This window comes from Marinoscillum sp., from assembly GCF_965229915.1.
Classification (GTDB): domain Bacteria; phylum Bacteroidota; class Bacteroidia; order Cytophagales; family Cyclobacteriaceae; genus Marinoscillum.
This window is the reverse complement of the sequence record NZ_CBDDJZ010000001.1, coordinates 4,778,513-4,802,450: the sequence shown is the minus strand read 5'-3', so window position 1 is coordinate 4,802,450 and position 23,938 is coordinate 4,778,513. Positions and strand designations below refer to the sequence as shown.

General features: G+C 42.5%; 24 protein-coding genes and 1 tRNA gene. 15 read left to right on the top strand and 10 right to left on the bottom strand.

Translation table 11 applies throughout. The annotated features are described in order from the left end of the window. Nucleotides 1–55 precede the first annotated feature (55 nt). Entirely contained in the window at nucleotides 56–964 is a 909-nt protein-coding gene (locus ACO067_RS20535; protein WP_421877696.1) for a DUF3078 domain-containing protein, read from the bottom strand. Nucleotides 965–1,061: 97 nt separating this feature from the next. On the opposite strand from ACO067_RS20535, the gene ACO067_RS20530 reads away from it, so the two are divergent. Beyond that, nucleotides 1,062–1,868, top strand: a complete 807-nt coding sequence (locus ACO067_RS20530) for a DUF3298 domain-containing protein (RefSeq protein WP_421877694.1) — start codon at nucleotides 1,062–1,064, stop codon at nucleotides 1,866–1,868. Here ACO067_RS20530 and ACO067_RS20525 read toward each other — a convergent pair whose 3' ends face one another. The 3 genes from ACO067_RS20525 to ACO067_RS20515 all read right to left on the bottom strand — a co-directional run bounded on the left by ACO067_RS20525 (nucleotide 1,869) and on the right by ACO067_RS20515 (nucleotide 5,201). Then, a complete protein-coding gene (locus ACO067_RS20525; RefSeq protein ID WP_421877692.1) occupies nucleotides 1,869–3,557 on the bottom strand; it encodes an AMP-binding protein in 1,689 nt (562 codons plus the stop codon). A 579-nt stretch (nucleotides 3,558–4,136) separates the two neighbouring features. After that, the gene (locus ACO067_RS20520; RefSeq protein ID WP_421877690.1) at nucleotides 4,137–4,574 is read right to left on the bottom strand and encodes a hypothetical protein; all 438 of its coding nucleotides are present in this window, start codon (nucleotides 4,572–4,574) and stop codon (nucleotides 4,137–4,139) included. Between the two features lie 478 nt (nucleotides 4,575–5,052). Beyond that, nucleotides 5,053–5,201: transfer RNA gene (locus ACO067_RS20515), tRNA-Asp, on the bottom strand. 155 nt (nucleotides 5,202–5,356) lie between these two features. On the opposite strand from ACO067_RS20515, the gene ACO067_RS20510 reads away from it, so the two are divergent. The 11 genes from ACO067_RS20510 to ACO067_RS20460 all read left to right on the top strand — a co-directional run bounded on the left by ACO067_RS20510 (nucleotide 5,357) and on the right by ACO067_RS20460 (nucleotide 13,212). Beyond that, entirely contained in the window at nucleotides 5,357–5,818 is a 462-nt protein-coding gene (locus ACO067_RS20510; protein WP_421877688.1) for an Lrp/AsnC ligand binding domain-containing protein, read from the top strand. Nucleotides 5,819–5,959: 141 nt separating this feature from the next. Next, entirely contained in the window at nucleotides 5,960–7,405 is a 1,446-nt protein-coding gene (gene sufB / locus ACO067_RS20505; RefSeq protein ID WP_421877686.1) for a Fe-S cluster assembly protein SufB, read from the top strand. A 22-nt stretch (nucleotides 7,406–7,427) separates the two neighbouring features. Beyond that, entirely contained in the window at nucleotides 7,428–8,183 is a 756-nt protein-coding gene (gene sufC / locus ACO067_RS20500) for a Fe-S cluster assembly ATPase SufC (protein WP_421877684.1), read from the top strand. A gap of 10 nt (nucleotides 8,184–8,193) precedes the next feature. After that, the gene (sufD, locus tag ACO067_RS20495) at nucleotides 8,194–9,507 is read left to right on the top strand and encodes a Fe-S cluster assembly protein SufD (protein WP_421877682.1); all 1,314 of its coding nucleotides are present in this window, start codon (nucleotides 8,194–8,196) and stop codon (nucleotides 9,505–9,507) included. Next, nucleotides 9,504–10,739, top strand: coding sequence for an aminotransferase class V-fold PLP-dependent enzyme (locus ACO067_RS20490; RefSeq protein ID WP_421877680.1), 1,236 nt, complete (start codon nucleotides 9,504–9,506; stop codon nucleotides 10,737–10,739). Before sufD ends, ACO067_RS20490 begins: the two co-directional genes overlap by 4 nt. Further along, on the top strand, nucleotides 10,736–11,170 hold the full coding sequence (locus ACO067_RS20485) for a SufE family protein (RefSeq protein WP_421877678.1): 435 nt from the start codon (nucleotides 10,736–10,738) through the stop codon (nucleotides 11,168–11,170). Before ACO067_RS20490 ends, ACO067_RS20485 begins: the two co-directional genes overlap by 4 nt. A 2-nt stretch (nucleotides 11,171–11,172) precedes the next feature. Beyond that, complete coding sequence (locus ACO067_RS20480) at nucleotides 11,173–11,505, top strand: iron-sulfur cluster assembly protein (RefSeq protein ID WP_421877676.1); 333 nt, start codon at nucleotides 11,173–11,175, stop codon at nucleotides 11,503–11,505. A 74-nt stretch (nucleotides 11,506–11,579) separates the two neighbouring features. Then, nucleotides 11,580–11,762, top strand: a complete 183-nt coding sequence (locus ACO067_RS20475) for a four helix bundle protein (RefSeq protein WP_421877674.1) — start codon at nucleotides 11,580–11,582, stop codon at nucleotides 11,760–11,762. A 195-nt stretch (nucleotides 11,763–11,957) separates the two neighbouring features. Continuing rightward, the gene (locus ACO067_RS20470; RefSeq protein ID WP_421877672.1) at nucleotides 11,958–12,374 is read left to right on the top strand and encodes a BrxA/BrxB family bacilliredoxin; all 417 of its coding nucleotides are present in this window, start codon (nucleotides 11,958–11,960) and stop codon (nucleotides 12,372–12,374) included. An 85-nt stretch (nucleotides 12,375–12,459) separates the two neighbouring features. Then, a complete protein-coding gene (locus ACO067_RS20465) occupies nucleotides 12,460–12,882 on the top strand; it encodes a DUF3995 domain-containing protein (protein ID WP_421877670.1) in 423 nt (140 codons plus the stop codon). A gap of 3 nt (nucleotides 12,883–12,885) precedes the next feature. Beyond that, nucleotides 12,886–13,212, top strand: coding sequence for an antibiotic biosynthesis monooxygenase family protein (locus ACO067_RS20460; RefSeq protein WP_421877668.1), 327 nt, complete (start codon nucleotides 12,886–12,888; stop codon nucleotides 13,210–13,212). A 166-nt stretch (nucleotides 13,213–13,378) separates the two neighbouring features. Here the strand turns inward: ACO067_RS20460 and ACO067_RS20455 are convergent, their stop codons facing one another. Next, nucleotides 13,379–13,969 (bottom strand): porin family protein, encoded by a 591-nt coding sequence (locus tag ACO067_RS20455; protein WP_421877666.1) that lies wholly within the window; start codon nucleotides 13,967–13,969, stop codon nucleotides 13,379–13,381. Between the two features lie 224 nt (nucleotides 13,970–14,193). Here ACO067_RS20455 and ACO067_RS20450 point away from each other — a divergent pair, with 224 nt between their 5' ends. Then, complete coding sequence (locus tag ACO067_RS20450) at nucleotides 14,194–14,532, top strand: PadR family transcriptional regulator (protein ID WP_421877664.1); 339 nt, start codon at nucleotides 14,194–14,196, stop codon at nucleotides 14,530–14,532. Beyond that, nucleotides 14,523–17,207 carry an ABC transporter permease gene (locus ACO067_RS20445; RefSeq protein WP_421877662.1) on the top strand — a complete coding sequence of 895 codons (2,685 nt, stop codon included), beginning with the start codon at nucleotides 14,523–14,525 and terminating at the stop codon, nucleotides 17,205–17,207. Before ACO067_RS20450 ends, ACO067_RS20445 begins: the two co-directional genes overlap by 10 nt. Here the strand turns inward: ACO067_RS20445 and ACO067_RS20440 are convergent, their stop codons facing one another. Continuing rightward, the gene (locus ACO067_RS20440) at nucleotides 17,208–19,091 is read right to left on the bottom strand and encodes a PAS domain S-box protein (RefSeq protein WP_421877660.1); all 1,884 of its coding nucleotides are present in this window, start codon (nucleotides 19,089–19,091) and stop codon (nucleotides 17,208–17,210) included. Nucleotides 19,092–19,511: 420 nt separating this feature from the next. Between ACO067_RS20440 and ACO067_RS20435 the strand changes: the two genes are divergently transcribed. Then, nucleotides 19,512–20,402, top strand: a complete 891-nt coding sequence (locus tag ACO067_RS20435; protein ID WP_421877658.1) for an ROK family protein — start codon at nucleotides 19,512–19,514, stop codon at nucleotides 20,400–20,402. A gap of 3 nt (nucleotides 20,403–20,405) precedes the next feature. Here ACO067_RS20435 and ACO067_RS20430 read toward each other — a convergent pair whose 3' ends face one another. The 4 genes from ACO067_RS20430 to ccoG all read right to left on the bottom strand — a co-directional run bounded on the left by ACO067_RS20430 (nucleotide 20,406) and on the right by ccoG (nucleotide 23,936). Then, the gene (locus ACO067_RS20430; RefSeq protein WP_421877656.1) at nucleotides 20,406–21,185 is read right to left on the bottom strand and encodes a TolB family protein; all 780 of its coding nucleotides are present in this window, start codon (nucleotides 21,183–21,185) and stop codon (nucleotides 20,406–20,408) included. A gap of 115 nt (nucleotides 21,186–21,300) precedes the next feature. After that, nucleotides 21,301–21,984, bottom strand: coding sequence for a sulfite exporter TauE/SafE family protein (locus tag ACO067_RS20425; protein ID WP_421877654.1), 684 nt, complete (start codon nucleotides 21,982–21,984; stop codon nucleotides 21,301–21,303). After that, the gene (locus ACO067_RS20420) at nucleotides 21,981–22,415 is read right to left on the bottom strand and encodes a FixH family protein (RefSeq protein WP_421877652.1); all 435 of its coding nucleotides are present in this window, start codon (nucleotides 22,413–22,415) and stop codon (nucleotides 21,981–21,983) included. Before ACO067_RS20420 ends, ACO067_RS20425 begins: the two co-directional genes overlap by 4 nt. Before the next feature lie 96 nt (nucleotides 22,416–22,511). After that, nucleotides 22,512–23,936, bottom strand: a complete 1,425-nt coding sequence (gene ccoG / locus ACO067_RS20415; RefSeq protein WP_421877650.1) for a cytochrome c oxidase accessory protein CcoG — start codon at nucleotides 23,934–23,936, stop codon at nucleotides 22,512–22,514. Between the last annotated feature and the right edge of the window lie 2 nt (nucleotides 23,937–23,938).

Sequence of the window (23,938 nt, the reverse complement as noted above, 5' to 3'; positions counted from 1 at the left end):
TCTTCATACATCTTACTATCTAAATATACGAAGAAGTAACCGGTATATAAAACAATTACTTATCGGCTTGCGCACCAAAGTTATAAGCCAGACCTACTCCGAATACACTCTTGAATTGAACAACCGCCTCTGGGTTACTCTCCGTACCACCTGTTTTGATATCTTCATCATACAGTAAATGAGTAAACAAGTTGGCAGAAAGTACTTTATTGATTTTCATAACCACCGTGTTTTGCCAGTTTACATCAATCACACCAAAGCTCTCAATGTAATTGGTAAAGAGCTCGAGTCTGGATTCAAGGTTCACATTTTTGATTATTTCATCTTTGTATTTGATTCTCAGAAAAGAACCTAGCTCTGCTCTAAACTTTTCACCCGGATCTACTCCGTAGGCACCTTTGTCTGCCAGCACCTGATCGTTCACAAAGGTAAATTTACCTGTAAGCGGTATGTAGTTAAATGACAGCTTTTTGTTTGGCTTGTAGTCAACACCAAGACCAACAGTCAAGTAACCAGGAGCCATAAAATTGGAAATGGTACTATCTGACACACCATCTGCGGCCACCACCGTACCTTCAGCAAACTGTGTTCTGAAATCCAGTAATCCACTGAAAAACCACTTAGAGTTACCTTTCTTGATCTGATATCCGTACTTGGTAACCAGGTTTATTTTATCATCGGATTTCTCAAAACCTTGTTTGTCTTGATTAATCATCCCATAGCCAAGGTCAAGAGAGCTTTCCCAGGTAGTTCTGTCCTTTGCATAGTTGGCAAAGAGACCAGTAGCACCATTTACAGAGATACTGGCTACCCCTCCAGCAGACCAACTCTCACTAAGTGTGACATTTGAGAAGGTAAGTGCCGCAAAACCTCCAGATGTCCAGTAGGTGGTATCTGATTGTGCACTTAAAGTACTTGCCATGCAAAAGAGAACCACTGCAATCAGGCAAAAGCGGAAATTCATATACATTTGATTTTATTTTAGTCGTTGTGATTTATAATCAAGGGCAAAAAAAAGGAATAATCTCCTTTTAAAATCACTTTTTCTTTGAAAATACGCTATGAACCGAAATCAGAATTTACTCCTCACCACCTTTCTAGCATGCTTTTTTTACAGCTGCTCCGTGGAGCAATCCAAGCAAGAGCAACCCGTAGATGAGTCCACTCAGACGGTGGTAACTTCTGAAAAAGGAATCCTTGCAGTGGAACAAGTTTCTGTAAGCAAGAAGGCCAACTGTACAAGTGAGCCATGCACTTCCGTATCCATTACCTATCCTCGATACGAAGGTTATCCGCGCTTCAATCAGATCATCGTAGAGCAAATCACTTCCACCCTGAGTGAAGACTATATAATGGAGGCCGACGGATCAGAATCCCTAGACCAATTGGTAGACATGTTTCTGCAGTCCTACCAGGAGTTTATTGAAAACTTCCCTGAGAGTTCTACTGCATGGAATCTGGACATTGAAGCAGAACAAACTTACGCCACTTTAGAGGTGGTATCATTGGCTATTAAAACATCTGGATATACGGGAGGCGCACATTCCAATAGCTTTGTGGAATACCTAACTTTGAGTGAGTCAAGCAAAAAACCGCTGGAGCTCAAAGACATTGTTAAAAACGAAAAAAAGCTGAAACAAATAGCCGAACAAGCCTTTCGGTCCCATTACGATATTGCAGAAGAGCAATCATTTTCTGACTTTGGGTTTACTTTTCAGAACAATGAATTTGCATTGCCTGAAACCATCGGGTTGACCCAACAGGGTCTGGTGCTCTATTACAATAGCTATGAAATAGCAGCCTATGCCAAGGGACCAACGGAATTAGTGATCCCTTTTGACCAAATAGCCGATATCCTCAAAATTTGATCAATCGTAGGTATTGTCTTTAGCATCCTGCTCTTTGATGATTCTCCTTAAGATTTTCCCAACATTGGATTTAGGAAGTTCATCAGTAAACGCTACATGCTTTGGACGTTTATACCCGGTGAGGTTTTCCTTACAGTAATCAAAGATTTCCTGCTCGGTGAGAGATTCGTCACTCTTGACAATATATACTTTCACTGCCTCAGTTGATTTGGCATCTGGCACTCCGATCGCACCTACTTCAAGTACTTTTGGGTGTGAGGCTATGGCATCCTCCACTTCATTGGGATACACATTGAATCCCGATACCAAAATCATTTCTTTTTTACGATCAACAATTCTGAAATACCCGTCAGGATCCATTGTAGCAATATCACCCGTTTTGAAATAACCATTGATCATACAGTTTTGGGTTTCTTCCTGCCGCTGCCAGTAGCCACTAAATACCTGAGGTCCTTTGCAACAAAGCTCTCCCTTTTCACCATCAGCTACCTCATTTCCCTCATCATCTAGCAGTTTGATATCCGTTTCGGGCAATGGCAAGCCAATAGTACCCACTCGGTTGCCTTCGGCCAGGGGATTGATGCAAAGTCCTGGGGATGTTTCTGTAAGACCATACGCCTCGGCTATTCGCTTTCCAGTTGTTCGTTCCCACTTATCAAAAACAGCTCGCTGAAGGGCCATACCACCTGCAAGTGCCACCTTGATTGTGCTATGATCCAGGTCTGCAAAACCAGGAGTATTCAACAGTCCATTGAAGAGGGTATTTACACCGGTGATTAGTGTAAATGGATGCTTTTTAAGTTCCTTCACAAAACCGGGCATATCACGAGGGTTGGTAATGAGTACGTTTTTAGCACCAAGCTTAGCCGGGAGTAATGCATGTGCATTTAAGGCGAAAATGTGATAAAGAGGTAACGCCGCTATGAAGATTTCCTGACCTTCTTCCATTTTGGTCTGGCCAAGCCAGGCCTCAATTTGCTGCAGATTCGCAATTAGGTTTCGATGGGTCAGCATCGCCCCTTTCGAAACCCCAGTGGTTCCTCCAGTGTATTGAAGAAAAGCTAGATCCTCAGCACCGATCTCAGGCGCCTTAAATGACTCGGCTCTTGAGTTCTTCAATACCGTCTTTAGTGATATCGCTTCCGGTAAATGATACTTGGGCACCATTTTCTTTATTTTCTTCACCACAAAGTTGACCAACGCTCCCTTGATCCCTCCAATCATATCCCCGAGTTCGGTAATGATTACGTGATCAATAGCTGTTTCCTTCAAGATTTCCTCCAGATTGGATGCGAAATTGGCCAAAATCACTATTGCCTTAGCTCCAGAATCACGGAACTGATGGCGCATCTCTGATGGTGTGTAGAGCGGGTTGGTATTCACTACTACTAAACCAGCTTTTAAAGCTCCATACATCACCACAGGATTCTGGATAACATTCGGAAGCTGAATCGCTAGTTTATCTCCTGGTTTTAAACCCAGATCATTTTGTAAATAGGAGGCAAAACGATCAGACAGCTCACCCAACTCCTCAAAGGTGATCACCTTGCCCATATTTTCATAGGCAGGTCGGTTAGCATACTTGGAGCGCGATTCTATGAACAGCTCGGCAAGTGACGAATACTTATCTGCATCAATTGATTTAGGAACTCCTTCGGGGTAGGTAGATAACCAGGGTTGCTTACTCATTTTCGGAATTTGAATTTTTCAGTTAAATATAAGTCAACAATTCAAACCTAAAAAAGTGACAAAAGAACTGACATTGCGATTTTTCCTAACATGGCATGTGAAACGTAATTAACTTCACAGTTCAACGAGCATAATCGAATTGAAAGTTAAATGCTTAGCCTTATTTAGTGTCATATTCATAATTATTCATAGATGCGCTACAAAAGAGAAAAATCTGAGATCTAAATTCGGGATCCCGAACCAGAACCTTGGAGCACAGATATGAAAACCTATCTAAAATAAAAAAGTGGGGACGCCTTGTTCCGGGGCGTAGCTAATGCAACCACTAGCCGTGCGCCACTAGCCGTGCGCCATACCTCGTCCAAACCTAGCATACCGCATTCTCCAAAGCAGTCCTTTGGACAATAACCAACATTAATGCTGACGAACAAAGTTGACAGCATAGACCATGACAAAGCAAGTTTGTCAAGACATGCACAAAAATGATGGCTCTAAGGGAAGGATTACTCTTACGCACCTCCATGCCGCACATCCTGCCTTCGATCGATTTCTTCCGAAGGAATGCCTACGGCAGAACCTCTACAGAGCAGTTCTTCTAATACGAAAGCAATTATTAAGAAAGTTGAGAAGGTCGAGTTCAAGAAACCTGGGTGTTTCCAAATGAACCTGAAAATGCAAAAGGCAATAAAAGAAAAAGGTTCGGGGCGCGTAGCCAGGCACAGGTGCCTCGACCAGACCTTGCCGGTCGCATTCTCCAAAGGAGTCCTTTGGACAATAAACAACATTAACCCAAAAATGATGGCTGTAAGGGAAGGATTCTTCCGAAGGAATGCCTACGGCAGAACCTCCACGGAGCAGTTCTTCTAATACAAAAACAATTATTAAGAAAGTTGAGAAGGGATCAAGCAATTTTTCTGTGGGGCGACTTACATATTTATTAGTTAAAGCCTGATTGACTTGAGAGACAGGGTTGAAATTTTCTTCTCTTAAATGCACTGAACCTTCTCTGAGTTTCAAGGTAGTGGCCTCCTACTTTTCCATTGATGAAAAGTAGTCGCATCGGCGAACCGGCAAAAATCTAGGCTGCGCGCCCCGGGGCTGCGTTCATTTATTAACGCTTTTCCAATCAAAAATTGGCGAATAAAAGAAACTCGCCATTTCGTTTGCGCACTATCAATTGAGAACATCCAAGGCTCAGACAGTCATTTATTCGTTAATCCAATTTTCGCCTGTAAAACCTAAAATGAACGAATGCCCGTCCTCAAATAAATACAATTACACCACAGGTTTTCGGATTGATCCGTAGAATCACAAATTATGAAAGATTGATATATAGAATTGATTCTTCATCCGATATGATCAGGACCAAAAAATAAAAAAGTTGTCAAGTTAACGATCTGGTGCCTATAAAAAGAAAAAGGTCGAGGCACCCCTACCTCGACCAGATTCTCCAAAGGAGTCCTTTGGACAATAAACAACATTAACCCAAAAATGATGGCTGTAAGGGAAGGATTCGAACCTCCACGGAGCAGTTAGTCTCTGGTCACGATAAATTACCGGAGTAATTTATCGTGAGATCGAGATTTATCCCTTATCTCCACCCCCGAGACAGGAGGGCATGTCTGCCAATTTCATCACCTTACAGTATGTGCTCGCAACGTCTTTGCGATTGTTTGATGATTCAAAATTAACATACTGAATATATTTTTAAAAATATTTTAATAAATTTGGTAAATATTTAGATGTCATTTAAAATTGAATATATAATATTGCATTATTAGAAAATAGGACTTTTTGAGATGAGTAAAAATTACGAAATTGACAATGTAGACCTGAAAATCCTCAATTTATTGATGGAAGACGCCAAAATTCCATACACGGAAGTGGCTAAAAAGGTCTTTGTTTCAGGTGGTACTGTACACGTACGGATGAAAAAACTCGAAGAGATGGGTGTGGTTAGAGGCACTACTCTTCAGATGGATTATTCCAAACTTGGATATGACGTTACCTGCTTCATGGGGATCTATTTACAGAAGTCATCTTTATATGACGCAGTAGTAGAGCAATTGAAGGACATCCCAGAAATTGTGAAAGTGCATTACACCACTGGTAACTACAACATTTTCATCAAGATTCACTGCCGAGATACCAAGCACCTAAAAGATGTGCTTCATGACAAGATTCAGAAGGTAGAAGGAATTGAACGCACGGAGACATTCATCTCTCTGGAAGAGAGCTTGAATCGACATTTGAAGTTCTGATAAGCGGAACTTATACCTATATAAGGTAAGATCGTTGCTTTAATTGGATTCTTATTTAGAACTGATATAAATAAGTGTTTACTTTGCGAAACTTACTGCTCGGTAAGTTGTTAAACACTAGTGTAAGAATCAAAAGCTTATATGAGCAAAGACGATCAAATATTAGAGGAATTCACCTCAAAAGAATACGAACACGGTTGGTCTGTAGACTTTGAAGCTGACGAAGCTCCGAAGGGGATCAACGAAGATATCATTCGATTCATCTCAGCCAAAAAAGAGGAGCCGGAATGGCTCCTTGAGTGGCGTCTCAAAGCCTACAAGCGCTGGACTGAGATGAAAGAACCAAGATGGCCTAACGTAAAATATCCGGCCATCGACTATCAGGATGTCAAATACTATTCTGCTCCCAAGCAGGAGAAAAAGCCCAAAAGTCTGGATGAAGTAGATCCAGAGTTACTGAAAACTTTCGAACGTCTTGGTATTTCTCTAACGGAACAGAAAAGACTTACTGGAGTAGCTGTAGATGCTGTTATAGACTCTGTATCTGTTGCAACGACCTTTAAGGAGACTCTTTCGGAACTGGGTATTATTTTCTGCAGTTTCAGTGAAGCAGTGCAAGAACATCCAGAGTTGGTGAAGAAGTATTTGGGATCAGTGGTTCCATCTACTGACAATTACTTTGCGGCATTGAACTCGGCAGTCTTCTCTGACGGCTCCTTCTGTTACATACCAGCGGGAGTGAGATGTCCAATGGAGCTTTCTACTTATTTCCGGATTAACGCTGCAAATACAGGTCAGTTCGAGCGAACGCTCATCGTAGCTGAGGAAGGTTCGTACGTGTCCTATCTGGAAGGATGCACCGCTCCACAAAGAGATGAAAACCAGCTGCATGCTGCAGTGGTAGAGATTTATGCGGCAAAAGATGCTGAAGTAAAGTACTCTACAGTTCAGAACTGGTACCCAGGAGATAAAAATGGTAAAGGTGGTATCTACAACTTTGTGACTAAGCGTGGAATCTGTGATGGAGACAACTCCAAAATTAGCTGGACTCAGGTAGAAACTGGATCTGCAGTCACCTGGAAGTATCCATCTTGTATCTTGAAAGGCGATAATTCTCAAGGTGAATTCTACTCTGTTGCAGTTACTAACAACTTCCAGCAAGCAGATACAGGTACCAAGATGATTCACATTGGTAAAAACACCAAATCTCGAATCGTCTCCAAAGGTATCTCCGCTGGTAAATCGCAAAATAGCTACCGTGGACAGGTGCACATCATGAAGCGTGCTGAAAACGCTCGTAATTTCTCACAATGTGACTCATTATTGATGGGTGACAAATGTGGTGCACACACCTTCCCCTACATAGATGTGGAGAATAATTCTGCTCAGGTAGAGCATGAGGCAACAACCTCCAAGATTGGTGAAGATCAAATCTTCTACTGCCAGCAGCGAGGTATCGATGAAGAAAGTGCCGTAGCATTGATTGTGAACGGATTTGCAAAGGAGGTAATGAGCAAATTGCCGATGGAGTTTGCTGTGGAAGCTCAGAAGTTGTTAGCCCTTACCCTAGAGGGCAGTGTTGGATAAGAAAAAAGTCATTTAATAGAACATGTTAAAGATAGAGAATCTTCATGCCTCAGTAGAAGGCAAGGACATATTAAAAGGTATCAACCTGGAAGTAAAAGCTGGTGAAGTACACGCCATCATGGGACCAAATGGTTCAGGTAAAAGTACTTTGGCCTCCGTACTTGCCGGTAGAGAAGAATATGAAATTGAAGCAGGCTCAGTGACCTTCGAAGGCAAAGATCTGTTGGAGCTGGAGCCGGAAGAGCGAGCTCACGAGGGCATTTTCCTGGCGTTCCAATATCCAGTGGAAATCCCTGGTGTATCTACAACCAACTTTTTGAAGACTGCTGTAAATCAAACGAGAGAAGCAAGAGGACAAAAGGCGCTCGATGCTGTTTCATTCCTTAAGGAAATGAAGGAGAAAATGAAGTTGGTGGATATAGACCAATCATTGCTTAGCAGAGCACTCAACGAAGGGTTCTCTGGTGGTGAGAAAAAGAGAAATGAAATCTTCCAAATGGCCATGTTGGAGCCCAAATTATCCATACTTGATGAGACCGATTCAGGTTTGGATATCGATGCATTGAAGATTGTGGCAGATGGAGTAAATAAGCTTAAAAGACCTGACAATGCCACCATGGTGGTGACTCACTACCAAAGATTATTAGACTATATAGTTCCTGATTTTGTCCACGTATTGTATCAAGGTAAAATTGTAAAATCTGGTGACAAATCCCTAGCTCTGGAGCTGGAGAACAAAGGATACGACTGGATCAAAGAAGAGGTAGCTGCACTATAAGTAATTGACGATGAGTGAAGTACTAACAATAGACGACCAATTCATAGCTAACTTTGACGGCTGGTTAGATCAACACTATGCTGATCAAAACACCTTAAAGGGAATCAAGCAAGAAGGTGCCGATACTTTCAAAAAGCTTGGGTTACCTGCCAGAAAAAGTGAGGCTTACAAATACACGCCAATCACTAAAATCATAGAGAAGAACTTTGACCTTTCGGAGGTTGAAAACAGTGCCTCTCTGTCAAAGAGTGATTACGAAGCAAAGTTTTATGATGATGCCGATGCGAACCACTTGGTGTTTATCAATGGCTTGTTCATTGAGGACTATTCTCAAGTGGTAAGCCCTTCATCGGAGCTTACCATCAGAGTTCTTGACGAGCAGGCTTTAAATGAAATCCCTCAACTCAAAGAGAACTTAGGCAAGATCAATGGCGCTCAGATTGATCCATTTGCAGCGTTGAACCTGGCATATTTCAATCAGGGATTGGTGATCAAGTCTGAAAGAAACGCTGACAATAAAAACACCTATATCTACCAGTTCATTGATGGATCAAGTGCCCAAGCGATGGTCTTTCCACGTATATTCGTGTATGGTGATTCTGGTTCAAGAACACGGATTTACGAAAAGACTTTCTTCTCTGGAGTTAACAATACACTCAATATTGCCATTGTAGAATCAGTAGTAGAGGCCAATGCCGAGGTGAGGTTCACGAAACTTCAGAATTATGAGAACAACTCGTATGCTGTGGAAGGAATCTACGCACACCAAAGTAAGGACTCTCGATTTTACACCAATACATTCTCTTTCAATGCAGCAGTGATCAGAAACAACATCTACATCAACATAGATGCCGAGAACTGTGAAGGACACATGAACGGCTTGTATCAATTGAGCGGCAAAGCTCATGTTGACAACAATACTTCAGTAGATCATTTGAAGCCTCACTCCTACTCCAACGAGATGTATAAAGGAATACTGGATGAAAACTCCAGAGGCGTATTCAATGGTAAGATCTATGTAAGACCTGATGCTCAGAAAACGAATGCGTTTCAGGCTAACAACAATATTTTGCTGTCAGATGCCGCAACAATCAATACCAAACCTCAACTGGAGATTTGGGCTGATGATGTGCAGTGTTCTCATGGATGTACTACTGGCCAGCTAGATGAAGAGGCCATCTTTTATTTAAGATCCAGAGGAATTGAAAAAACCAATGCCAAAGCTTTGTTGCTTAACGCCGTAGCTAACGAAGCACTAGGTGAGATACAAAATGACCTGGTGAAAGAAGAAATAGAAGCAATTATTCTAAACAAGCTGAAATGAGTATCACCACTGACATATCAGTGAATGAGATTAGAAAGCAATTTCCCATTCTAAATCAGGAGGTGAATGGAAAGCCGCTGATCTATTTTGACAATGCGGCTACTTCTCAAACTCCGCAAGTGGTGATTGATGCGTTGGTGAATTATTATCAGAATGATAATGCCAACATCCACAGGGGAATTCATACGTTGGCGGAGCGAGCAACAACTGGGTTTGAAGCGACAAGAAAAGCGGTACAGCAGTTCATCAATTCCAACGAGGTAGAAGAAATCATCTTCACTAAAGGGACCAGTGAAGGTATCAATCTGGTCGCTCAATCCTATGGACGTAAGTTCCTGAAGGAAGGTGATGAAGTACTGATCACTGGAATGGAGCATCATAGCAATATCGTGCCGTGGCAAATGGTTTGTGAGCAAACCGGAGCCAAATTGAAAGTGATTCCAGTGAACGCGAATGGCGAGATCTCCATCGATGAATTTGAGTCGCTGTTGTCTGAGCGAACGAAAATTGTCTCAGCTGTATACATTTCTAATTCTTTAGGAACGATCAATCCTGTTCCTGAAATGATCCAATTGGCTCATGAGGTCGGAGCTAAAGTGCTGGTAGACGCTGCACAAGCAGCTCCTCATCATCAGATAGATGTGCGCGCTTTGAACTGTGACTGGTTGGCTTTCTCTGCACATAAAATGTACGGCCCGACAGGTGTAGGTGTCTTGTACGGAAAGCGACAGCTTTTAGAAAAAATGGACCCTTATCAAGGTGGTGGTGAAATGATTCGTGAGGTGACTTTTGATGGGACTTCCTACAACGACATTCCTTACAAATTTGAGGCAGGGACACCCAATATTGCCGATGTGGTGGCTTTCAAGGCAGCAATAGAGTTCATGACCGAAATCGGTTTTGATTTCCTCCATAGCCAGGAGCAAGTACTCCTTCAAAAGGGAAAAGAATTGCTCTTCGGAATTGATGGTTTTCAACCCATTGGTAATGCAAAGAACAAAGCTAGTGTCATTTCCTTCCTAATTGATGGTGTGCATCCTTTCGACCTTGGTATGTGGCTGGATGCGAAGGGAATAGCCGTAAGGACAGGACATCACTGCACCCAACCACTAATGGATCATTTCCAAATTGATGGAACGGTGAGAGCATCATTTGCTGTTTACAATACAATCGAAGAAGTAGAGACTTTTGCAGAAGCACTTACTGACATTGTAAAGAAATTTAGAAAATGAGTATAGCTGAAAAGCAACAGGATATTGTAGAGGAATTTTCCATGCTCGATGGAGACATGGAGATGACCATCAACTACATCATGGAACTTGGCGAACAACTTCCAGAAATGGATGAGTCCAATAAAACAGACGATTCGATCGTGAAAGGTTGCCAATCTAAAGTATGGTTGATGGCATCAGAGGACTCTGGTAATATCAGGTTTGAAGCAGATAGCAATACGGCCATCACAAAAGGGCTGGTAAGCTTGCTCGTTCGAGTGCTGGATGGTGAGTCTGCCGATGACATTATGAATGCAGAGATCACGTTTCCAGAAAACATTGGGATGAATCGATTTATCGGTACGCAGCGATCCAACGGCTTTGCCGCGATGATCAAGCAAATGAAACTCTATGCTTTGGCTTTAAGTTCTAAAACGCAAACTGACGCATAATCATGGCAGAAGAAAATACAACCAACAATGATCTTGCTCTGAAAGAAGAAATCGTCAGGGCGATCAAAAATGTATACGATCCGGAAATTCCGGTGGATGTATATGAACTGGGTCTGATCTATGAGATCAATATTTTCCCAGTGAACAATGTGCATATCTTGATGACATTGACTTCACCAGCTTGCCCTTCAGCTGAAGAGATTCCTGGTGAGATCGAAATGAATGTAAAGGCCCTTGAAAGTGTCAATGATGTAACTGTAGAGGTCACTTTTGACCCTCCTTATGCGACCGACATGATGTCTGAGGAAGCTAAGTTGGAACTTGGGTTTATGTAAATGTTTAAGCTCCAAGGATCAAAAAAACAAATAACAAGTGAACGCCGATATATGATTTAGAGGAACGAACTTATTTGTTTGCAAAAAGGGTTAGAGAGTTTACAAGAAAGATAGAGCAAGATATTGCCAATAGAGAAGATGCCAGGCAAGTGGTCAGGTCTTCAGGATCGGTTGGTGCAAATTATATTGAAGCTAATGAATCTTTAAGTGACAAATACTTTTTGCATAGAATAAAGATTTCAAGGAAAGAAGCTTAAGAAACGAAATATTGGTTAAGACTGATTGAGTGTTTTAACCGTCAAGATTTAGAAAATGAAAAAAATGGTTTGATTCAGGAAGCTGACGAACTACTCAAGATATTTTCAACAATTATTAAGAAAAGAGGTGAAAAGTGATTGACTATCACTGACCACTTGAAGTTTGAAATTTTGTCATTTGTAATTTAAAATAATATGTATCCAGAAGAACTAGTAGCCCCTATGCGAACTGAGCTCACTCAGTCAGGCTTCGAAGAATTCAAAACTGCGGATCAGGTAATCGACCACCTTACTGATCACAAAGGAACTACCCTACTTGTGATCAATTCTGTATGTGGTTGTGCAGCTGGTACTGCAAGACCAGGAGTAACAACGGCACTCAATCTAAGTGCAAAAAAACCAGATCATTTGGCAACTGTATTTGCTGGAGTAGATATGGAAGCAACTGCTAAGGCAAGAGAGTACACTCTTCCGTTTCCTCCATCTTCACCAGCAGTGGCACTGTTCAAAGATGGTGAATTAGTTCACATGGTAGAAAGACACCACATTGAAGGAAGATCAGCAGAAATGATCGCCAATCACCTGGTAGAAGTTTTTAAAGAATTTTGTTAATTCTTATTTCATCTCATTAAGTAAAGCCCTTTCTGAATTGCTCAGAAAGGGTTTTTTATTTTACTTCACTCATAAATACCTGGTTATGTTGTTTCCAACGATCCTTTTAAGTGGCATTTTTCTCGTTCTCTCAGGCATTCACTGGTACTGGCTCTTCGGAGGAGAGTGGGGCTTTGAAGCTGCACTGCCATGCAATAAGGAAGGCAAAAGAGTCTTAAACCCTAAGAAGGTCGACACGATGATAGTGGCTACTGCCCTACTATACTTTGCTGTATTTTATTCCATACAGATTGAGATTGTCAATCTCACATTGCCCTACTGGCTGATGATTGGTTCGCAATGGAGCATTCCTTCCATTTTTCTGCTGCGCGCAATTGGTGACTTCAAGTACGTTGGTGCCTTTAAACGAATAAAAGGAACCCTTTTCGCTGAAAAGGACTCTAAGTTCTTTACACCACTTTGTTTTCTGATTGGAATTCTTGGATTCTACCTACTGATCAATCAATAATTTATGCTAGCTAATACTCCTAAACCACCTTATTACGCTGTGATCTTTTCTAACATCAGAACTAATGCAGACCAAACAGGCTATGAAAAAATGGCTGACAAAATGGTCAAACTAGCAAGCCAACAACCAGGTTTTCTGGGCTTTGAGTCAGCCAGACAGGAAATAGGGATTACTGTGAGCTACTGGAAAGACCTGGAATCAATCAAAAACTGGAAGGCCAACTCCGAACATCTAGCTGCCCAGAAGTATGGCATCAAAGACTGGTATGCTCATTACATCACCCGCATTGCTAAAGTAGAGCGTGACTATGCTTTTACCCGACCTCAGTAAGGGTATGATAGACTCTGATGGTTACATAAACATGAAAAATCAATATCGCCTGATCATTTTATTTTTCGGAATAGCAGTGGCGGTTATGCTATTTCTAACTACTGGGTTATAAAAAAGCCATCCTGACGTTTCTGTCAGGATGGCTTTTCCTTTATGCTTGAGAGGTTTATTTTCCTAATTTAATGAGGCTATATCCTAATGATACCTGAAACATCCTATTCTTCTGCTCCTGGTCAAAACCAGAATCATCTATGTCATTTAACCCAATAAGATATCTGGCAGTCAGCCTAAGTCCAAATGGCGCATCCCATCCAGCTCCCAGAGCTGCACTAATATCCGAGTTTTTATAGGCATCCTTCACATCATCTCCATCACTTTCTGCAGACAGCAGCATCCCAAACTGTGGTCCTGCCTGTAGATTCAATCCAAGAGGCAGATAAAACTTGGCAATTACAGGGATATCCAAATAAACGAACTCATTATCCCATTCTTCCTGAGCCGATCCAGAGAAATCCTTCACAGTTGCTCCTTTTCTGGAATATAAGACTTCTGGCTGAATACCGATATTGGCTATCTTAATCATTCCATAAATACCTGCATGGTAGCCAGTCTTAGATTCTAAATTCACATCTTCCACGTCATCTGCTTTGATAGATGAGAAATTCATTCCTCCCTTTAAGCCAAGCTCGAGCCGGGCCTGGGAATAAGTAACTAGTGCAAACAGCGTTAAGGATAGGGTAAAAAGTACTTTTTTCATATTGTAGTTGTTTAAAATAAAAATTGCTTTGATTAAAGCGTTATCCTTAAAACGGACAAAGCGCTCCAGTGTTATATCAAAATACTTCAATTTGATATGCTATAAATCTAACTTAAATCCAACTACTCCCTTCCAATTGACAGATTATTCTCCTATTAGTAACCCTTTGATATAAACTACGTTTAGGAAATTAATATTTTATATACAATTAGGAATATTAAAGAATGAAAGACTTCCAACTTGGCGAATTTGAAGAAATTGTACTCCTCACTGTGGCTATACTACATGGAGATGCTTACGGTGTATCCGTGAAGAAAGAAATTGAAGAACGGCTCAAGCGAAGTGTGAGTGTGGGTGCTTTGCAAAGTGCACTTAGAAGGATGGAAGAGAAAGACTATCTGAGATCAGAATTTGGCGAAACCACGGCACGTCGAGGTGGTAAGCGCAAGCGTTACTTTGAGATTACTGATCTTGGCAAGCAGGCACTTGCCTATACCAAAGAGACCCGAAATCAGCTTTGGGATGCGATTCCAGATGTAGTACTCAAGTTTGCATGGCAATAAATCACCCACCAAAACTTGCCAACCGGGTACTGAAAGGATTTTGTAAACCACAATACCTGGAAGACATCCAGGGAGATCTGGAAGAGGAATTCTATGACCGGCTGGACGATGCACCAAAAGCTTCACATAAGCTCTGGTACTGGTGGCAGATCCTTAAACTTTTTAGAACGGGAATCATTCGGAGATTCCGACCAATCGACTCAACTCAAAAGGAAATAAACATGTTCAAAAACTACTTTAAAATCGGGCTTAGAAATCTTTGGAGGTACAAACTGGGTACCTTCATCAATGTATTGGGCCTATCTACTGGTATTGCCGCGTTTGTATTAATTGCTTTGTTCATTAAAGACGAACTGAAATACGACACTCATCATGAAAAGGCCGACCAGATTTATCGACTCACCATCAAAAACCTCAATTCTGATGGTCTTCTCAGTCGACATTGGGCCTTTGCATCAGCAGGACATGCAGAACGCTTGAAAGCCGACTATTCGGAAGTAAAAAAGGCCGTTCGCTTTATGCCATGGGCCTTCCCTGATGTGGTGGTAGAGGGCAAGAAATTCCCGAGTGAACAGGTGGTATTTACCGACCCAGACGTATTTGACATTTTCACGTTTCCGTTTATTCAGGGAGATCCAGGGACTGCCTTTAGTACAGATCAATCACTAGTGATCTCTGAATCGGCCGCCATAAAATTATTTGGAAATGACTGGGGACAAAGTGACATTATTGGTAGAAGGGTGTCCATAGAAAGGGATGGAATGAAAGCGCCTTTCACCGTGTCTGGAGTGATGAAAGACATGCCAGAGCATCAGCATTTTCACTTCGAATACCTGGCTCCCATCAGATTCATTGAACAGGTGTTTGGTGAGAGTGCTATGAATAATGTGACCGGCAACTATAACTGGCTCACTTATCTGCTGCTTCAAGAAGGAACTGATCCTGAAAGTATCGAATCTCGAAAGGACGAATTCTTTGATAAATACGTCGGAAAAACCTCCGGCGGAGCAGATGCAAAAGACTTTTATGATTTTGAACTCCAACCGCTCCAGAGCATTCACCTGGAGTCTCACCTGGAAGGGGAAATAGAGACAAACGGTAGCATCGATCAGGTCTATATTTTCGGGATCGTTGGGATCCTGCTGCTGGTGGTAGCATGCATCAATTACATGAACCTGGCTACCTCACACTTCTCCAGACGAATGAAAGAAGTAGGGGTAAGAAAAGTACTGGGAGCCATGAAATCCACACTGGTGAAGCAATTCCTAACTGAGGCCTTTTTAGTCAACCTCATAGCGCTACCATTTGCGATACTTTTTACTGAACTAGCCCTGCCCTATTTGAATGATTTTATGGAGAAATCCATTGAACTAAACCTTCTGAGCGAACTAGACATAGTGGGCTCACTCGTAATTCTATTGGTTTTGGTGGCGATATTTTCAGGCTCCTACCCATCAATATTCCTGTCGCGTATAGAGCTCACCAGAGCACTGAAAGGTGAAGCGGCAATCAACAGCAACAAATGGAACTTTCGTAACTGGCTGGTTACCTTCCAGTACGCAGTGACCATTGCTTTGATATTTTCTCTTACCGTAATAGAAGGGCAGCTGCACTTCATTCAAAACACAGACCCTGGATACAAAAAGGATCAAATAGTTAATGTAAGCCTCACCCGCAACATCAACAGGCTCGATGCCTTGAAAAACGAAATGCTCAACCACCCTAATATCGAAAAGCTCACATTCGCCTCTCGCATCCCAACTGGAAGGTTGGCGGATAGCTGGGGAGCCGGGTTTAATTATGGAGATAGCACCACCACACTAAATTTCAGGCTACCTTTCATCTGGGTGGATGAAGATTTTCTGGAGACTTTTGAAATTGACCTGATAGCAGGCTCCAATTTCACTTCTGATCAGGATATGCTGGAAGACTCGGTGGGTTATTACCTAATCAATGAAACTGGAGCTCGTGCACTTGGTTTCAACGACCCTCAGGAAATCATTGGGAAGAAGCTATCCTATGGTGCGTACAATGATCAAACACTCAAAGCAGGAAGAATACTGGGTGTAACCAGAGACTTTCATTTCGAATCGTTGCACTCTACGTTGACCCCAATGCTCATGTTAAAAGGCGATCGAATGCGCGTGATGAGTTTGCAGATACGCAGTGAAGAGGTATCAGAAACTTTGGCCTTTATGGAAGAGACCTGGAACACCTTCGATCCTGAAAACCCGATAGACTATGAATTTCTGGATGATCGATTCATGGATCAATATCAAGCTGAAATGCGCTTAAGTACCATGATCAAAGTCTTTACCGGAATCGCCATTCTAATTGGTTGTTTGGGACTTATTGGTATGGTTGGATTCATCATAGAGACAAAGAGCAAGGAAATTGGTATCCGAAAGGTTCTAGGAGCTTCCGCGCTGAACATTGCTACCACCATTGGTAATCGATTTGTTCTCCTGATTGGTATAGCCAGTATCATTGCTATTCCTATCGCATTTTATCTAATATCAGGATGGCTGGATGAATTCGTCTATAGAACCAGCATCTCCGTGCTGATGGTCATTATTCCTACGGTGCTCGTACTGCTAATCACCGTGGCAAGTGTGGGATTCCAGACGATCAAAGCATCTCTGGTCAACCCCGCCGAAATATTAAAAGACGAGTAATCAACTGATCGGCACACTGAAACTTACCTCCAACCCACCAGAATTGGGGTGATGATACTGAATCGTCCCCCCAATTTTGTTGATCCGGTTTCGAATGGTGTAGGTGCCAATACCGATCGTCGATTTTTCTTGCATTCCTTGACCATTGTCTCGTACCGTCACAAAAATCTCATCGCCGATTTCCTCTACCGTAATCGAGGCAAAAGTGGCATTGGAATGCTTGATAATGTTAGTAGTTAATTCTTGCACCACACGATAGATATTGGTTTTGAGGTCATGAGACAGATCCTCTTCCTGCACAAGATGCACTTCCATTCTGATGTCAATAGAAGAAAGGTTTTTGAGTTGGGTTTCCAGACGTGTGAGTAGCTCTACCAAGGACATATTACTCACATCAGCACTTAAGAGATTATGAGAAACAGATCTGGTGTCATTGGTTATCTTTTTAATCAAAGTGACCAGGGCATTGATTCTGTCTTGCAACTGCTCCGGATCTTGGAGGACTTCCTCCAGACTTTCTGCGTGAATGCTACAAGCCACCATCTCTTGCACGATACCATCATGAATTTCAGAAGCAATCTTATTCTTCTCAATCTCCTGCGCCTGGATTGAGCTTTCCAAAACGCGCTGTTCCAGGTCCTTTTGGGAGGAAACATCTTCCACCAGGACCAGAACGGAAGTCGGCTGTTCACCCTTCTTCCAAAGAGATGTCACGCTCACACTCACATTCACTGGTGTGCCTCTTTTTGAGAGATAGCGCTTTTCCATTTTGAACTCACGGACTTCTCCCTTGAGAATCTGAACACGCGTTTCTCTAGACATCTCCAGATCATCCTGATGTGTGATTTCAGAGAACTTCATTCTTTCCAACTCGTCCTTTGTATAGCCCAAAATTTCACATAGTCGTTGATTCACACTCATGAACTGGCCTGTTTGGGAATCAATCTGCGCTACTCCAATAGCTGCATTCTCAAAAAACAAACGGTATTTGCGCTCACTTATCTGTAAATCTTTATTGTGTTCGTCTAGCTGCTTACGTAACTCAGTTGGTTTTTTGAGAATTTCCAATACAAAGAAACCTCCAATTATGGCCAACAACATGGACAAAACCCCCAGAGGTATGACGGAGTACAAACTAGCATACCTGTTGCGAAATCCAACATAAATATTCCAGTCTCCTTCTTGCATCACACTCATCATCGATTGATCATTAGGAAAATCATCCAAATGATCCATGAAGAACTCTTCTTCACCAGTATTGGGGTTGATCTTGGATAGCTGCACCATCAGATCTTTGTTCTGTAGCTTATCAGCACCCAAAGCGCGCAAGAATTTATCCTTTTTTGTGATCACTGCCGCAAAGCCCCAAAACTGGTTGTGAATATAGACAGGCAACCTACCAAGAATCGCTTCACCTCCCTGGCGCAATGTAATAGGGCCTGCAAAATACATCTGCTTCAGCTCCATAGCTCTGAGCGCTTCTTTACTCCTGGTACTATCAGCCAGAATATTGTAGCCTATGACTGACTCATTACCCGCTACGGGGTATACATACTGAATAACTCCATCGGGTAATAGCTCTAGTACATCAAATTGATTGCTGCTCAGAAGCTGATTGGACACCGAATCAAACCCCACAGGTTTACCATGATCGTCAATGGTAAATGCCAGCATTAGTGCTGCGGAAGTGCTTTTACTCAAAAATTGTTCAAGATTAGACTCCAGTATGTTGACGTAATTATTGAGTTCCACCTGGCGCGACTCTTCAGAAACCTGATAGCTCAGATAAGTGGTGTTTGCACCGATTAACCCTAGTATCAGAGCTGTGATGAAGCTGATGGTACCTGGTCTGGAAAAGATTGATTGCTTGGGAGTGGAATCCATTAGGCTGTTTCAAGTGATGAAGGAAATTACCCAAGTCTTCTATAATCTACAAAAATGAATCACATCAACCGGTAATTTCATGAAGTGAATTGGGCACAAAAAAAGCGTTCCCACTCCTGGGAACGCTTCAGCTTACCTTTCAATGTTTTGAACCTAACCTAATCCCGAAAGGTAAGCGAACTCCACTATGAAAAAACTCAAGTCAAAGATGAAAAAGTTTCTCCTATTCACACACTATTAATCGTTGATTGGTAGGATTCATACGATGAACAGGAATAATCACATGTTAAGTAAATGTGAACCTCCATGAAATCAGTCTTTCCAAATCATTTGAGCACTTCTTAAGGATTACCCAATTCCATTTCACTATTTACAAAATTGGGCTAAATTGGCTATCTGAAACTGATTAAAACATAAAACATGCATTGGGGAATTGATCTTGGCGGCACTAAAATAGAAGGAGTGGTTCTGAACGAAAATCATATGGTTTTGGTAAGGGAGAGAATCCCGACAGAGGCTGCCAAAGGCATGATGCATATCATTTCGCAGATTGAGAAGCTGATTGATATTCTTTCCAAAGAAGTCGGTGAAAAGCCCAAACAACTAGGCATAGGAACGCCAGGTTCTGTAGATCCGTCAACAGATCTTTTGAAGGGAAGCAATTCCCAGGCAATCAACAATCAACCATTTCACAAAGAGCTGGAAAAAGCACTTGGCATCCCAATTAAGATCGCCAATGATGCAAACTGTTTTGCTTTGGCAGAAGCCAATATGGGTGCTGTATCCGAGCAGTATCCTGATGCCAAGGTGGTCTTTGGTGTAATAATGGGAACCGGGTGCGGTGGTGGTATTGTGGTGAACGGACGGGCACTGAATGGCAGACATGGCATTGCTGGTGAATGGGGACATACCCTGCTCGACAAAAGCGGAGGGCCATGTTATTGTGGTAAAACTGGTTGCACAGAGACAATCATTGCCGGACCATCTCTGGAACGCTATTATTTTGACCAAACTGGCAACAAACGCTCCCTTAAGGATATTTATGCTGACTATCAGACTGGTTCAGATCCTGTGGCTACCCAAACGATTGATCGCCTAATTCACTTTTTTGGTATTGGTCTCTCTAACGTCATCAATACACTGGATCCGGACGTGGTGGTATTGGGTGGTGGTGTCAGTAATCTGGACGTACTCTATACGAAAGGGATAGAAGCTGTTCGTCAGAACGTGTTCAACCCAACTTTCACCACACCAATCATTAAACCGAAACTAGGTGATAGTGCAGGTGTGTTTGGAGCGGCCTTACTGTAAGTATTAGTCAGCAGGCTCATCCACAACTATTGCCAACCACTTTTGATCAGGACTCACAGCCATCCGCGTGATTCCTGACAGGTTCCATTTGCTCAAATCCGAAATCATCTGCCAGCCCTCCTCTCTATTCCATGAGTAGAGCGCTGAGCCCTTGCCCATCAGAAAAGTATCCTCATCGTACCAGCACATATCTTCTGACTCTGGCTGAGCAACAGTGAGGTCTATAGTGGAGTCTTGCTCAGGCAGGTACTGCCTCACCATCCAGGATTCTTCCAGCTTCTTGATGTAAGATAAACTGCTCGTCCCGGGAATAATGTGTAGCGATCTGCCTATATCATCGGTAATCACTTCAGCACGAGTTTGGTCCAGATCTATCCATTGCAGCGTAGGGTGAGGTCCTAGCACAAAGGCAAACAATTCATTTTCATTGCGCCAAACATGATAGCCTATTTTCAGGTACGGAATGAGTATTTCTCCCTCACCTCGCTGACTGAGACTATATGCCCAGAGCAATTGTCGACCATTCTCTTCCAAAGTGATGGTGCTGAAGGATTCTCCAGATGGCATTTGGATGGGTGAGTACTCACCTGATTTGGTGGACGTCCAGTAGGTTTTTTCTCCTGTCTCCATACTGTACTTGACAATGTCCATATTCCCTTCACGAAAGGAAGTGTAAAGCAGGTACCCGTCATTGGTAAACGATGGTTGGTTATCATACCCAGGATTTTGAGAAATGTTTCTGGGATTATTGACATTCAACCCAGAAACCTCAGTTAGATCCATTAAATAAACCTCTGTGCCAGGTTGCGAATAGCAAATAAGAACCAATAAAGAAAAGAAAACGAGCAGGAGATGTTTTTGCATAAAGCAATAAACAACATTTCGACTACATTACAAATTAGAATCCGCAAGCCGAAACCACATTCATGATTTGAGCTTGAATCAACTGATTGATGTCTGGCTCTGTTATCAAAAATCCACGTAAAACCATGATCAACCCAGCAACTAGCGCAATGGGTGTCGTCAGGTTATTGAAAGAGCGTGTAAGCCGCTGAGAAGTGCTTACACCAAATTTTAGCACGGCCAGCAGCGGTATAGTACCTAATCCAAACAAAAGCATATAAAGCATCCCATCTAGCACTGAATGAGACATCATAGCACCTGCAGCCGCCAGATACACCAGCCCACAAGGCAGAAAACCATTCAATGCTCCAGAAAAGAACCATCGGGATTTCCTGCTGAACTGCCTGGTCAAAAGTGTTTTGATGGATTGGTAGAGACTGGAATGATAGTACCAGCCTTCAAATCGATTGCGAATTTTGGGGAAAGCAAAAATGGCAATCACCAACAACCCCAGAATCAATGAAAAGTACCGTTGGAAGGAGAAAAAGGCAATGGAGCTGCTCAAAGCCCCAAACAGAATTCCGAGTGTGGCATAAACCAACACTCTGCCCAGATGATAAAGCACAAATGAACCCCTAGCTCCCTGGCCCCTACCTGGTGTGAAAGAAAGCATCAGCGGTCCACACATACCCACACAGTGTAAGCTCCCAAACAGTCCGATTAGAAATGCGCTGATCACTTCACAAAGAATTCTTTTTCCTGATAATACTGCTGGTTGCTAATATCCCAGGTGACCTGGATTTTGTACCGGCCTTTAGCCAGCTCAGATTTATCGAAGCTCTGCTGATTTCCAGTCAGACTGATCTCATATTCCTTATCAAATAGAGCTTTGGATGGGTAGTAAAACTTCACCTTCCCGCTAGCGGCCTGAAATGATTCTGGGAATGTGACCACTACCTGTGAATCATTCTGGCTGAAAGCCAGCCTTTCCCCGGATTCCTTTAAGTTTGTTTTACTATCTATTCGGTCTTGATAGGCCAACTCGTCTTGATAGTAGGTTTCAGATACCAGGTCAAAGTCTTCCTGAAAAGCCTTGACCACAATGGTTACCACAAATGAGCAAAATAGCACGAATGCGATCACAATGCCATGTCCCCAATTTAGTTTCATGTTTTCTATTTGTTTAAAGTTTCAAAGCAACCTCCGAAGCTACCGGGAGAACCTACCAGCAGTTAAAAGCCCGGATCAGAGCCTCGGAGGTATATCTTATTTTGCAGGTCCTAAAAACCTGGTGTTTACTGTTTCGATGAGTTCTCCAGAAGAGTAGACTCCAATTTCAATATCAGTACTCATTTTCTCCAGATTGTCCGGATCCATTACTATGAAGAATGCCCCTTCTCCAAGTCCTTGTTTCTGCAAAAGCAGATTATCACCTACCATCTCCAACGAGCCTTCACTCTCTTCAAGCTTTAGCTCGATAGGTAGGTCCTCAGTAGTTTTGTTCACCATTTTTAGTTGATAGAGATTGGTGATGGTACCATCTGGTCGCTCCTGATACATCATTCCAGGAGTTCTAAGTATGGTGGTCTCCACATCTGACCGCAGAGTCAGCAAGGTAGCCAGCACACCGACTAACACGACCAACACCGCAGTATAGCCCTTCATCCTACCCGTAAACCTCCATGCTTTGCCATCGGCGATGTTTTCCTCAGAAGCGTAGCGAACCAGCCCTCTAGGTTTGCCAATCCTGTCCATAATGGAATCACATGCGTCAATGCAAGCTGTACAGTTGACACACTCTAGCTGTGTACCATTTCTGATATCTATACCAGTAGGACATACATACACACATTGATGACAGTCTATGCAGTCTCCAAGTCCTTTTTCTTCTCGATCCTCACCCTTGCGAAACTTGCCACGCTCTTCACCACGCACATGATCATAAGCTACCACTATACTCTGACGGTCCAGAAGCACTCCCTGCAAACGGCCGTATGGGCAAATAGTAGTGCATACTTGCTCACGCATTTTGCTGAATACCCCATAAAACAATCCGGTAAATACCACTATTGCAATAAAAGCAAAGGGTTCTTCAGCTGGACCTTTAGAAATCATAGTCCAGAGATCTTCCACACCAACGATATAGGCCACAAAAGTGTGCATGATCACCGCGGAGATCAGTATGAAAATGGTATGCTTAGTAGATTTCTTCCAGATCTTCTCTGAGTTCCATTCCTGTTTATCCAGTTTTTTCTGTTTCATGTAGTCTCCTTCAATCCAGAATTCGACTCGACGAAAGACGTGCTCCATGAAAATGGTCTGAGGACAAATCCATCCACAAAATATGCGACCATATACTACAGTAAACAGGATGATAAACACTACAGAAGTAATCATCCCAATCACTGCTAAATGAAAGTCTTGAGGCCAAAATACTTGCCCGAATAAGACAAACTGCCGATCCACGATATCAAAGAGCAGCAAAGGCTCTCCACCTATCTTGATGAAAGGTCCTGTAAGCAGAATACCTAGAAGCAGGTAACTCACCAACTGTCTCCAGTTGGTGAATCTACCGCTTGGTTTCTTGGGATACAGCCAAACCCGCTTTCCGGTATCATCTACAGTTGCTAGATGATCACGATATGACTGCTCCTCTTTTTCATCATAAATTTCGGTGATGGTAGGTTCCATTA

Bases quoted from the DNA above. Each gene is read 5' to 3' on its own strand.
- ACO067_RS20535 (WP_421877696.1), bottom strand. From the start codon at position 964: ATGAATTTCCGCTTTTGCCTGATTGCAGTGGTTCTCTTTTGCATGGCA.
- ACO067_RS20530 (WP_421877694.1), top strand. From the start codon at position 1,062: ATGAACCGAAATCAGAATTTACTCCTCACCACCTTTCTAGCATGCTTT.
- ACO067_RS20525 (WP_421877692.1), bottom strand. From the start codon at position 3,557: ATGAGTAAGCAACCCTGGTTATCTACCTACCCCGAAGGAGTTCCTAAA.
- ACO067_RS20510 (WP_421877688.1), top strand. From the start codon at position 5,357: ATGAGTAAAAATTACGAAATTGACAATGTAGACCTGAAAATCCTCAAT.
- sufB (WP_421877686.1), top strand. From the start codon at position 5,960: ATGAGCAAAGACGATCAAATATTAGAGGAATTCACCTCAAAAGAATAC.
- sufC (WP_421877684.1), top strand. From the start codon at position 7,428: ATGTTAAAGATAGAGAATCTTCATGCCTCAGTAGAAGGCAAGGACATA.
- sufD (WP_421877682.1), top strand. From the start codon at position 8,194: ATGAGTGAAGTACTAACAATAGACGACCAATTCATAGCTAACTTTGAC.
- ACO067_RS20490 (WP_421877680.1), top strand. From the start codon at position 9,504: ATGAGTATCACCACTGACATATCAGTGAATGAGATTAGAAAGCAATTT.
- ACO067_RS20485 (WP_421877678.1), top strand. From the start codon at position 10,736: ATGAGTATAGCTGAAAAGCAACAGGATATTGTAGAGGAATTTTCCATG.
- ACO067_RS20480 (WP_421877676.1), top strand. From the start codon at position 11,173: ATGGCAGAAGAAAATACAACCAACAATGATCTTGCTCTGAAAGAAGAA.
- ACO067_RS20470 (WP_421877672.1), top strand. From the start codon at position 11,958: ATGTATCCAGAAGAACTAGTAGCCCCTATGCGAACTGAGCTCACTCAG.
- ACO067_RS20465 (WP_421877670.1), top strand. From the start codon at position 12,460: ATGTTGTTTCCAACGATCCTTTTAAGTGGCATTTTTCTCGTTCTCTCA.
- ACO067_RS20460 (WP_421877668.1), top strand. From the start codon at position 12,886: ATGCTAGCTAATACTCCTAAACCACCTTATTACGCTGTGATCTTTTCT.
- ACO067_RS20455 (WP_421877666.1), bottom strand. From the start codon at position 13,969: ATGAAAAAAGTACTTTTTACCCTATCCTTAACGCTGTTTGCACTAGTT.
- ACO067_RS20450 (WP_421877664.1), top strand. From the start codon at position 14,194: ATGAAAGACTTCCAACTTGGCGAATTTGAAGAAATTGTACTCCTCACT.
- ACO067_RS20445 (WP_421877662.1), top strand. From the start codon at position 14,523: ATGGCAATAAATCACCCACCAAAACTTGCCAACCGGGTACTGAAAGGA.
- ACO067_RS20440 (WP_421877660.1), bottom strand. From the start codon at position 19,091: ATGGATTCCACTCCCAAGCAATCAATCTTTTCCAGACCAGGTACCATC.
- ACO067_RS20435 (WP_421877658.1), top strand. From the start codon at position 19,512: ATGCATTGGGGAATTGATCTTGGCGGCACTAAAATAGAAGGAGTGGTT.
- ACO067_RS20430 (WP_421877656.1), bottom strand. From the start codon at position 21,185: ATGGATCTAACTGAGGTTTCTGGGTTGAATGTCAATAATCCCAGAAAC.
- ACO067_RS20420 (WP_421877652.1), bottom strand. From the start codon at position 22,415: ATGAAACTAAATTGGGGACATGGCATTGTGATCGCATTCGTGCTATTT.
- ccoG (WP_421877650.1), bottom strand. From the start codon at position 23,936: ATGGAACCTACCATCACCGAAATTTATGATGAAAAAGAGGAGCAGTCA.